The organism is uncultured Jannaschia sp. (genome assembly GCF_947494055.1).
Taxonomy (GTDB): domain Bacteria; phylum Pseudomonadota; class Alphaproteobacteria; order Rhodobacterales; family Rhodobacteraceae; genus Jannaschia.
This window is the reverse complement of record NZ_CANLTR010000067.1, coordinates 1-9,560: the sequence shown is the minus strand read 5'-3', so window position 1 is coordinate 9,560 and position 9,560 is coordinate 1. Positions and strand designations below refer to the sequence as shown.

Here is a 9,560-nt window from a genome sequence, read left to right as displayed (position 1 = left end):
TGCCCCGCGCCGTCCTCGTCCCACGTCTCCTCCTCCGCCTCGTCGCCGATGAAGGTCTGACCGGTGAAGTCCGAGGCGAAGAGAAAGGCGACAATGGTGTCGAGCATGGACAGGCGCACGTGGTCGCCGCGGCCGGTGCGGGCGCGGGCGAGAAGCGCCGCGGTGATCGCCTGGCTCGCCTGGATCGCGGTGACCTTGTCGGGCACGATGGTGCGGACGAGATTGGGGCGGCCCCGCCCCTGCCCCTGCACCGCCGCGAGGCCGGACAGCGCCTGGATCAGCGGATCGTAGACCGGCTGGTCGGCCCAGTCCCCCTCGAAGCCGAAGCCGGCGATCGAGACGTAGACGATGTCCGGCCGGAGCGCCCGCACCGCCTTTTCCGACAGGCCAAGCCGTTCGGCGACGCCCGGCCGCCAGTTCTGCACGAAGACGTCGGCCATCCCGAGGATCGCACGCAGTGCCTCCAGGCCCTCCGCGCGCTTCAGATCAAGCGCGATGGAACGCTTGGAACGGTTGTTCTGAAGGAAAGACGCCGACCACCCTGCGCGACGGCCGGCGACCTGACGCGAATGGTCACCGCCCTTCGGGTTCTCGATCTTGATCACGTCGGCGCCCTGATCTCCGAGGATCATCGTCGCCAGCGGTCCCGCGATCATCGAGGTCGCATCGACGATACGGATACCCTGCAGCGGTCCGGCCATACGGTTTCGGCTCCCTCTCCGGTTCGCCCTAACCTTGGCTTCAGAAACGGTATGTCAATTACGCCGTCCTCAGCGGGCTTGTCCGATCAAGGCGGTGCATTCGCGCATCCCGCGGTGATCATCGTTGCAGATGAGGCCTACGCGGCGCAGTCGTCCTCTCGCCGCGGAGATACCCCTTGAGAAGGGTGCTCGGGATGCTGTCTTCGCAGAATCCGCTGATTGACGTCGTGCAATCCGTAGATCGGGTCATGCGTCGGACCGAGGGCAATGTCGGTTATGTTTAGAAGCGCCTAACATGAACGTCTGATCTGGTGACGGTCATCTCCCCCCTGCCCCTTCCGTCCATGGATCGATGACCTCGATCCCGCAATCGGCGAAACCGTCCCTGTCCCGCGTCGCGACCACGGCCCCGCGCGCCCGGGCGGTGGCCGCGATCTGGCAGTCGGGAAAGGAGATCGGACGGCCCCTGGCCTGCCGCTCGGCGAAGACGACCGCGAAGGCCGATGCGGCGACACTGTCGAACGGCACCACGCGGCCCTCGAAGTCCTCCGCGACCATCGCGTCGACCGCAGCGAGGAGCGCGGCGCGTCGTCGGCCGTCCGGCAGAAGGGCAACGCCGCGGCGGAGTTCGGCCTCGGTGACCGCGCTGAGATGAAGCGCGGCCGCGTTCTGCCGACCGAACCAGTCGATTACGGCACCCGCGGGCGACGGGCGCATCAGCTCGGAGACGACGTTGGTGTCGATCAGGATCACGGCCGGCACCTGTCTCAGTCGAAGCGCGGCGGCTCGGGCATGGGCTCGCGCGGCGGCAGGTCGACCTCTGCCCCGCCCAGAGCAGCGAAGCGCTGGTGGATGGCCTCGCCCAGGTTCGCGCGCGACGGCGACCGGCCGACCGACCGGCGCAGGATTTCGCGGACTTCCTCCTCCATGGACCGACCGTGTTCGGCGGCCCGCATGCGCAGACGCTGCTTCAGAGTGTCGTCGAGATTACGGATCGTGATGCTGGCCATGGCGTCCTCTACCTTACATGGCAGACTAAGCAATGATTGCATTGCAATCAACACTCGCGTGCGGGCTGGGTTAGTTTCCTGCCCCGGTATTGGACAATGAATGCTGTAGCCTGAGGGAAGCTCGGGAGCGGGAACGCTGTCGTACGCCCGCGGCGCCGGTATTGTACCTGAATGACACGCCCTTTTCTGACCAACCCGCCCGCCCGCCGGCTCTTTCTCGACCGTCACCTGCTGCTGCGTCCGGGTTCAGGCTCCGGCAAGGGGCATGATCTGGAGACGGTCCTCGATGGCCTCGGCTTCGTACAGATCGACAGCGTCAACACGCTTGCACGGGCGCACGATCTGATCCTGTGGTCACGGCGCGGGCAGTACCGTCCATCCGCGCTCGAGACGCTCGTCGCCCGACGGCGGACGGGGTTCGAGCATTGGACCCACGACGCCGCGGTCATTCCGATGCGGTTCTATCCGATGTGGCGTCTGAAGTTCGAACGCGACGAGGCCCGGATGCGGAAACGCTGGCCCGCATGGCAGCGCGACGGTTGGCAAGACGAACTCGAAACCATTCTGAAGCACATTACGGATCACGGGGCGGTCAGTTCGCTCGACGTCGGGGAGAACGAGGAAAAGAAATCGTCCGGCTGGTGGGACTGGCATCCTTCGAAGACGGCCCTCGAGTTCCTCTGGCGCTCCGGCCGGATCGCGGTCTGCCATCGGCGAGGATTCCGGAAGTACTACGATCTTCCTGAACGGGTTATCCCGCAGGAATACCTTTCCGTCCGCCTTGAGGACGCCGAGATCGTCGACTGGGCCATGTCCGAGGCACTGGAGAGACTGGGGTTCGCGACGAGCGGTGAACTCTCGGCCTTCTTCGAGATCGCGAGCCGCGACGAGGCCAAGGCCTGGTGCGCCGCGGCGCTGGCCTCGAGGCGGATCGTCGAAGCGGACATCGAAATGGCCGACGGCGCCCGCCGCCGGTGCTTCACGACGGAAGCGAAGTTGGACCGCGCTGCATCACTGCCCGCCCCTTCTTCGCGCGTTCGCATCCTGAGTCCGTTCGATCCCGTCCTGCGCGACCGGGCGCGGGCCGAACGGCTCTTCGGGTTTCGCTTCAGGATCGAGATCTTCGTACCCGAGGCCAAGCGGACATACGGCTACTATGTCTTTCCCGTCATGCAGGGCGACCGTCCGATCGGGCGGCTCGACGCTCGGCGCGTCGGCCAGGCAATCCGGGTGCGCGCCTTCTGGCCAGAAGCCGGTGAACGGATCGGAAAGGCGCGCCGCGCGGGACTGTTGGCCGAGATTGAAAGGATTGGCAAACTCGCCGGCAACACGTCGGTCGAGTTCCTCGAGGACTGGATGAGAGCGTGAGCCGCCTTGGTCGCGAGCCGGAAATTTCGGCCCTAACCTGCCGTTCACCGCTGCTCTCGATGCCGCAGTGCGGCCCGCCGAAACCCGGCATTCGCCGGAGCCGCAAGATCAACGTAGCCCCGAACTCACACTTTGCGGACGAAGCCGTCGCTCCCGCCGGGCTAAGTCATGTCCGGTCCCACCCCTCGTACGACGTTGAGCAGTTCGCTGACCGATGTCGGAAGCGGACATCGCTGCAGACCGAAGACAAGGTCATTCGGCGGCCGTTGTCCTGTCAGCCTGCAACTCTTCCTCCAAGCGGCTTGTCAGGACGCCCAGGGCAATCGTGGCGGATTCGATCTGCTCGGACGTCAGGTTTTCGGCCAACGATCCCGCCCAAGGAGCCTGCACATCCAGCGCGCGGTCGTAGAGGCGGCGCCCTTCCTCGGTGAAGACGACGAGTTGCGCACGCTTGTGGCGAGGGTTGGGCTGATAGGCGAGGGTTCCCTCCGCGACCAGTTCGCCGCAGATTCGCTGTACGCCCTGTCGCGAGACGCCGAGATCCCGTGCCAGTTCCGAGACCGTCCGCGCCGAGTCCGCCTCCGCCACGCTTCCCAACACCTGCCAGCGCGCACTCGTCAACCCGAGCGGCGCCGTCAACTGGTCCCCTCTCAAGATCAGACGGCTATTGGCGCGCATGATCGCGAGGATGAGCCGGGTTATCGGATCGGACGACATCGGCAGAGATACTCCAGTTCGGCAGGCGCTGGAGCAAACTCCCAGACTTGACAACATGATGTCAAGACCCGACATATTGACAATATGTTGCCAAGCTGGCCGAGCGCGGGACTATGGTTCTCACCCTATACCAACCCGAACGCGCGGGGCTGGATCGCACGCCGGATACTCCGGAAGGGATGCTCGGACGGAGCGCTTGAACGGATCTGCCGCACGCAGCCGATGGCAGCGTGTGCCACCACGCGCTGATTTGAGTGCGACACCTGAAAGGAAAGACCATGACCAACGCCCTGAAAACGCTCCGAGGAGCCCATGTCGGACTGCGCGTCGCCGAGCGCGATGCCGCGGTGGAGTGGTACCGGGAAAAGCTGGACATGCACGAGACGAGGGCGTTCGACCTCATGGGCATGACTTTCACCGAGATGGCGCTGGCCGGCGATCCGACCTTCCGGATCGAACTCGTGTCTGGTCCCGGAGCAGAGGGGGTGGCCGAGAGCGACGACCTCTACGCGAGCTTCGGCTCGCACGGATGGCATCATCTCGGCCTGTGGGTCGATGACGTCGATGCGGCCGTCGAGACGCTGCGAGATCGCGGCGTGACGGTCACGCTGGAGCCCGTCGACAACGATGACTGGATGGTTCGGGTCGCCTTCGTGGTGGACCCTTGGAGCAACGTGATCGAACTCCTCCAGTCCAGAGTCTGAGTTGCACGTCTCGTTACCTCTGCGCTCCACCGTCCCTGTGGAACTTCTTGGCCGGTGTGCTCGACGAGGACGACATCGAACATCAAAGGTCTGCTTTCAGCGCGGTAGCTCGAAAGCAGACCGAGAGCTTTCCACCTAGAGCGGACCTAGCTTCCTCGAGCAGCGATGAACTGGATGGGGCTCCAAACGGACCTGCGGCGGCGCGGCGATGAAACCACCGCCGGGTAGTAAGTCATCGACCTGCCCGCCCCATAGCTGCCGTTCACCGCTTCTGTGAATGCCGCAGCGCGGCCCGCCGAACCGGCCGTTCGCTTCGGTCGCGAGATCGACGCACCCTCGAACTCACCCTATGCGGGACGGAGCGGACGTTCGCTGCCCCATGCACGAAAGTCTGTTTCAGCCGGGTATACCTTTCAGAGGAGTTACGCCGGCGCCACCCGCATGCGCGGGTCTGCCCCTCCGTGGCGCACCCCGGGCGATGAAGTGGGTCGCCCCTCAGAGAGGCGGGCCAATGCGTTGATAAGCGATGCGCCATGGAGCTTCATACGGGCGGCGGTCGTCCCCCAGGCCCATGTCGCGGAGGAGACGGTCAGACATGGCGTTCGGGTCCGGACGGGCGAGGGGCACGGCCCATCTGGGGTGCGGCCGCGCGAGCCACGCAAGCACGAGGCGGACGTAATGGGATGCCAAGCGGACGGGCGTCGCGAGCGCTGTCCGGTCCCTGCGAGGAGTCGTCCCTAGGGGGTCCAGTTCGACGAGCGGCGGTGCGCGACGCGTCGTCGTCATACAACGGCGGAGCGATGGGGCACGGGCGACGGCGTCCGTGCCCGCACCCTCCATGCGGCAAGCCGGGGCACGATGGCCATGCGCCTTGCTCCTTCCGGGTTGGGGCGCCCGGCATCGGCCCGCCCTCCCGTCACGGCCGGGCCTCCAGTACCATGTTGAAGGGCGTCTCGGTGGCGCGGCGGAAGCGGCCGAAGCCGGCCTCGCGCGCGATCTCGCCCAGGCGCGCCTCGCCGGCCTGCGCGCCCAGCGCCTCGCCCACTTCCTGGTCGAGCGAGGTCGGCACGCAGACCATGGTCGAGGCCGAGTACATCAGGCGGCCCACGGGGTGGAGGTTGTCCTCCAACCTGTCGCCTGCCATCGGCTCGACGAACATCCAGGTTCCGTCGGGCGCCAGAGCCTGCCGGATGCGGCGCGCGGCGGCGCGCGGGTCGCCCAGGTCGTGCAGGCAGTCGAAGCAGGTCACGAGGTCGTAGCTCCCGCCGGGGAAGTCCTTGGCCGTGGCGACCTCGAAGGACACGCGGTCCTCCACCCCGTGCGCGCGGGCCTGGGCGCGGGCCTCCTCGATCGAGCCCTCGTGGAAGTCGAAGCCCGTGAAGCGTGCCTTGGGGTAAGCCTGCGCCATGAGCACGGTTGAGTGCCCGTGCCCGCAGCCAACGTCGGCGACCGCGCCCCCGCGCGCCAGCCGCTCGGTCACGCCGTCGAGCGCGGGCAGCCAGGAGGCGACGAGGTTGTTGACGTATTTCTGGCGGAAGAACCGGCCCACGGCGCAGAACAGGCACCCGGCCTGGTCCCCCCAGCCCACGCCCCCGCCTGAGCGGAACGCCTCGGCGACGAGGTCGGTGTTGCCGCCCATCGCCGCGGCGAGGTCGAAGGCGCCGCGCAGGTCCACGGGGCTGTTGTCGTGAGCGAAGACCATGGCCTGCTCGGGCGAGAGCCCGAAGCGCCCGCCCTGCGCATCGTAGGTCACGTAGCCCGACGCGGCCTGCGCCGCGAGCCACTCGGCGACGTAGCGCGGCGCGGCGCCTGCGCGCTCGGCCAGCTCCTCGGCGGTGAGCGCCACGCCCTCGCGGAGGTGGCGGTAGAGCCCCAGCCTGTCCCCGATGCGCACGAGCGGCACCGAGAACGCGCCGCCCAGGTCGCTCAGGATGCGGCTCACCAAGGCTTCCAGCTTCGCGGCATCGACCGCGGCTGCGGGGTTCGGCGCCGGCGCGACGGCGCCGTCCGTCGTGGCTCCGTTCCGCCCGGCCGATGTGGCGATGTGATCGTGGTCCATGCTCACAGCTCCTTCGCGGGCAACACGTGGTCGCGGCAGGTCCAGCCGCGGACCTCCCAGCCGGGATGGCCCTCCCGCCAGAAGGCCAGCTGCGCCTGCGCGCCGGGCGTGCAGGTCGTCACCGAGACATCGACGAACTGGAGCCGCTCGGTGCGGCAGTCCGACGGCGCGGCGGCAAGGCAGAGGAGGAACGAGAGCTTGATCATGACGGACACCTTTGGGAACGAGTGGATCGTGGCCAGGCCGGCTTGCGCCCCCTCTACGGGGCGCCGCACCGGTCTCGAAGTCGTGGATCCCCGGCCCGGCGCCGGACGGCCGAGCGATCCCAGCAAGATCCGACGGCGGCCACGACGAGGATCCGGCGCCCTCAGTTCACCGGCGGCGCGAGGGCGTCATGCTCCTCGCGCAGGGCCTCGAAGTCGTAGGCCGCGCCGTTGAAGACGGTGCTGAAGTGGCGCACCATCCCGGCCATGGCGACGGCCTCGCGCAGCTCGGCCTCCGCGGCGCCCGCACGCCGAGCCTGCTTGGCGTGTATATAGACGCAGTAGTCGCAGGGAATCTGCGCGGCCACCGCGAGCCCAATGAGCTCGAAGGTCTTGGCATCGAGCGCCGCCTCCTCGCCCTTGAGAGAGGTGTAGCCCTCCATCAGGGGTCCCAGCGCCTGGGGCGGATAGGTCTCAGTGAGGTAGCGCGGGCCCTCCTGGGCTCCGGCCGCGCCGCACAGGGCCCCGGCGGCCGCCGCGGCGATCATAAAAGCACGCATCATCGTCTCCATCACATCCATCTCGACGGGCGCGAGCTCGGGTGCGAACCGGGATGTCCGGCTCCGCGTCCACGCGTCGAGGCACCGAGGGTGGAGCCTGCGTGGGAGTTCGCGCGCATCTTGAAGGCGACCCTAAGTCCGGCGGGGGCGGGGCGTCCTGAACACCCCGACCGGAAAAACTGAAATTTCCTGAAAGCCGCCGATGTGGTAGAGTGCCTCGAGGTAAAGGGTGGGGTGACATGACGGTGGTGCAAGGCTCGCTGCCGACGCTCGTGATGGACGAGGCCCGGCAGGCGGTTGGGGAGGCCGGCGGCCCCATGGCCCGGCTGCGCCGCAAGAGCTACGACATGCTCGCCGTGCTCGCCCGCAACGCGCCCGACTGCGTGAGCAAGGACCTCCTCGCCGAGAGCGTCTGGCCGGGCCTCGCCGCGACCGACGACAGCATCGCGCAGTGCATCCGCGACATCCGGCGCGCGCTTGGGGACCGCCGGCGGCGGCTCGTCCAAACGGTGCCCGGACGGGGCTACCGGCTCTTGGCTCACGCCCTCGGGCCAGGCCGGGAGGCACCCTCCGACACGCGCCCAGTGCTCGCCGTGACGGCCTTCGAGGCGCTTACGGAAACCACGCGCTGGCGCCACTTCGCCCGCGGGCTCACGGCCGACCTTATCGCCGACCTCACCCGTTCCGGGGCCTGCTCGGTCCTGTCGCCCACGCTGATCCACACCCCCGACAGGCTGGGGGCCGTCCCCGCCTCCGACTATGGCCGGCTCGGCGCACGCTGGGTGATCGCGGGCACGGTGCAGTGTGATGAGCAAAGCGACCCCTCCGAGCTCCGGGTCGCGGTCAGCATGGTGGAGGCCGCGGACGGCACGGTGGTCTGGTCGCGGCGGTGGGACGAGCCCGTGGAGCGCTTCTTCTGGGTCCAGGATCGAATCGTCTCGGGCATCGTGAGCGGCCTCGCCAACCTCTGGTCGGGCCGGCTGGCCGCGCTGGCCGAGCGCGGGGCGCGGCACCTGCCGACCACGAGCCTCGGGGCTTACGAGCACTTCCAGCGCGGCGTCGTCGCGGCCGGCCGCTTCACGCCCGAGGGCCTTGCGGAGGGCGTGACCTGCTTCGAAGCGGCGCTCGCGCTCGATCCAGGCTACGGCGACGCTTGGTCCACGCTCGCCACCATTTACGGCCTCCTGTCCGCCTCCGCCTCGGGCGCCGAGCTCGACGCGCTGGTCGAGGCCCGGCTCGACGCGTCGCGCCGGTCCTTCGCGCACCGCCCGCGCCGGAGCTGGGCGTTCCTGTCGGGCGCCTGGGTGGCCGCGCGCGACGGCGACGCCGAGAGCGCCCGCGCCCTGATCCGCGAGGCCGTCGTGGATGCGCCGAACGATGCCGACCTCCTCTGCGCCGCGGCCTGCTATGCGGCCCTCAACACCGAGCTCTACGATGAGGCCGAGGCCTGGGGGACGCAGGCTCTCGCGCTCAACGTCCGCGCGCCGGACTGGTACCACTTCCCCATCGGCTACGCGCGGTTCTTCCGCGGCGATCCGGCGGGCGCGCTGGCGTCGCTCCGGCGCGGCCCGCAGACCTACGCCGAGCTCCTCGCCTACAGGGCGGCTTGCGAGGTCCAGCTCGGACGCGGTGCGGACGCGGCCGCCACGGCGCGGCAGCTCACGGCGCTCCACCCCGGGTTCTCGACGGCCGCCTACATCGCCTCGGAGGCCTTCTTACCCGAAACGAAGGTCGCGCGGATCGTCTCGGCGTTCCACGCGGCCGGCTTGCCGCGTTGAGCCCGGCCTACTGAAAATCCAAAAGGTGGCGCAGCTCCACGCCGCCGACGAGGCGACGGGCTTTTGCGTGCGCTGCACGCCATCGCGTTGGACCCAGACCGTGCGAGCAAGCGGAACGGTGTACTGTTATAAGCCCCGGTCGCGTCCCGGCAGCGGTAGATCGTGGCTGGATGGACGTTGAAGGTGCGCGCGACCCCGCTGACGGATCGGCCCTCGGCGAGGAGCTGGAGCGCCAGGGCCTGCTGATCGGGGCGCAGCTTCGGCGGCCGACCGAAGGCCACTCCACGCTGGCGCGCTGGTCCAAGAAGGTTTCAAGGTGGGGCGGCTGCATGTCGCCACGCTCCCTCTCGTGACATTGCCGTGCAATGCACTTCCGGGCAGCGGATGAAGCGCATGGGCATCGAGGCACTGTATCGCAGACCCAACACCTCGAAACCGGCACCGGGGCACAAGGTCTATC

12 protein-coding genes are annotated in these 9,560 nt (G+C 68.4%); 4 read left to right on the top strand and 8 right to left on the bottom strand.

Going from position 1 to position 9,560, the window contains the following annotated elements; all coding sequences use genetic code 11:
- From Q1A87_RS21855 to Q1A87_RS21845, 3 genes are all read right to left on the bottom strand, one after another.
- Nucleotides 1-701 (bottom strand): CoA transferase (locus Q1A87_RS21855; RefSeq protein WP_299656519.1); only part of this gene is annotated, 701 nt, incomplete at its 3' end.
- Nucleotides 702-1,019: 318 nt separating this feature from the next.
- Entirely contained in the window at nt 1,020-1,454 is a 435-nt protein-coding gene (locus Q1A87_RS21850) for a type II toxin-antitoxin system VapC family toxin (RefSeq protein ID WP_299656516.1), read from the bottom strand.
- Nucleotides 1,455-1,468: 14 nt separating this feature from the next.
- Entirely contained in the window at nt 1,469-1,711 is a 243-nt protein-coding gene (locus Q1A87_RS21845) for a plasmid stabilization protein (RefSeq protein ID WP_299656513.1), read from the bottom strand.
- Between the two features lie 171 nt (nt 1,712-1,882).
- On the opposite strand from Q1A87_RS21845, the gene Q1A87_RS21840 reads away from it, so the two are divergent.
- Entirely contained in the window at nt 1,883-3,079 is a 1,197-nt protein-coding gene (locus tag Q1A87_RS21840; RefSeq protein ID WP_299656510.1) for a crosslink repair DNA glycosylase YcaQ family protein, read from the top strand.
- 252 nt (nt 3,080-3,331) lie between these two features.
- Here Q1A87_RS21840 and Q1A87_RS21835 read toward each other — a convergent pair whose 3' ends face one another.
- Complete coding sequence (locus tag Q1A87_RS21835; protein WP_299656507.1) at nt 3,332-3,796, bottom strand: MarR family transcriptional regulator; 465 nt, start codon at nt 3,794-3,796, stop codon at nt 3,332-3,334.
- Nucleotides 3,797-4,074: 278 nt separating this feature from the next.
- Here Q1A87_RS21835 and Q1A87_RS21830 point away from each other — a divergent pair, with 278 nt between their 5' ends.
- The gene (locus Q1A87_RS21830) at nt 4,075-4,500 is read left to right on the top strand and encodes a VOC family protein (protein WP_299656504.1); all 426 of its coding nucleotides are present in this window, start codon (nt 4,075-4,077) and stop codon (nt 4,498-4,500) included.
- Between the two features lie 916 nt (nt 4,501-5,416).
- Here Q1A87_RS21830 and Q1A87_RS21825 read toward each other — a convergent pair.
- The 3 genes from Q1A87_RS21825 to Q1A87_RS21815 all read right to left on the bottom strand — a co-directional run bounded on the left by Q1A87_RS21825 (nt 5,417) and on the right by Q1A87_RS21815 (nt 7,322).
- A complete protein-coding gene (locus tag Q1A87_RS21825) occupies nt 5,417-6,559 on the bottom strand; it encodes a class I SAM-dependent methyltransferase (RefSeq protein ID WP_299656502.1) in 1,143 nt (380 codons plus the stop codon).
- 2 nt (nt 6,560-6,561) lie between these two features.
- The gene (locus Q1A87_RS21820; protein WP_299656499.1) at nt 6,562-6,765 is read right to left on the bottom strand and encodes a hypothetical protein; all 204 of its coding nucleotides are present in this window, start codon (nt 6,763-6,765) and stop codon (nt 6,562-6,564) included.
- A 161-nt stretch (nt 6,766-6,926) separates the two neighbouring features.
- Nucleotides 6,927-7,322, bottom strand: coding sequence for a carboxymuconolactone decarboxylase family protein (locus Q1A87_RS21815; protein WP_299656496.1), 396 nt, complete (start codon nt 7,320-7,322; stop codon nt 6,927-6,929).
- Between the two features lie 239 nt (nt 7,323-7,561).
- Between Q1A87_RS21815 and Q1A87_RS21810 the strand changes: the two genes are divergently transcribed.
- A complete protein-coding gene (locus Q1A87_RS21810; protein WP_299656493.1) occupies nt 7,562-9,100 on the top strand; it encodes a winged helix-turn-helix domain-containing protein in 1,539 nt (512 codons plus the stop codon).
- Here the strand turns inward: Q1A87_RS21810 and Q1A87_RS24325 are convergent.
- On the bottom strand, nt 9,016-9,336 hold the full coding sequence (locus Q1A87_RS24325) for a hypothetical protein (protein WP_363323048.1): 321 nt from the start codon (nt 9,334-9,336) through the stop codon (nt 9,016-9,018). The genes Q1A87_RS21810 and Q1A87_RS24325 overlap by 85 nt on opposite strands.
- Here Q1A87_RS24325 and Q1A87_RS21805 point away from each other — a divergent pair.
- Nucleotides 9,271-9,453, top strand: coding sequence for a hypothetical protein (locus tag Q1A87_RS21805; RefSeq protein ID WP_299656490.1), 183 nt, complete (start codon nt 9,271-9,273; stop codon nt 9,451-9,453). The two genes, Q1A87_RS24325 and Q1A87_RS21805, sit on opposite strands and share 66 nt — an antisense overlap.
- The last annotated feature ends 107 nt before the right edge of the window (nt 9,454-9,560 follow it).

Bases quoted from the DNA above. Each gene is read 5' to 3' on its own strand.
- Q1A87_RS21845 (WP_299656513.1), bottom strand. From the start codon at position 1,711: ATGGCCAGCATCACGATCCGTAATCTCGACGACACTCTGAAGCAGCGT.
- Q1A87_RS21840 (WP_299656510.1), top strand. From the start codon at position 1,883: ATGACACGCCCTTTTCTGACCAACCCGCCCGCCCGCCGGCTCTTTCTC.
- Q1A87_RS21835 (WP_299656507.1), bottom strand. From the start codon at position 3,796: ATGTCGTCCGATCCGATAACCCGGCTCATCCTCGCGATCATGCGCGCC.
- Q1A87_RS21830 (WP_299656504.1), top strand. From the start codon at position 4,075: ATGACCAACGCCCTGAAAACGCTCCGAGGAGCCCATGTCGGACTGCGC.
- Q1A87_RS21825 (WP_299656502.1), bottom strand. From the start codon at position 6,559: ATGGACCACGATCACATCGCCACATCGGCCGGGCGGAACGGAGCCACG.
- Q1A87_RS21820 (WP_299656499.1), bottom strand. From the start codon at position 6,765: ATGATCAAGCTCTCGTTCCTCCTCTGCCTTGCCGCCGCGCCGTCGGAC.
- Q1A87_RS21815 (WP_299656496.1), bottom strand. From the start codon at position 7,322: ATGCGTGCTTTTATGATCGCCGCGGCGGCCGCCGGGGCCCTGTGCGGC.
- Q1A87_RS21810 (WP_299656493.1), top strand. From the start codon at position 7,562: ATGACGGTGGTGCAAGGCTCGCTGCCGACGCTCGTGATGGACGAGGCC.
- Q1A87_RS21805 (WP_299656490.1), top strand. From the start codon at position 9,271: ATGGACGTTGAAGGTGCGCGCGACCCCGCTGACGGATCGGCCCTCGGC.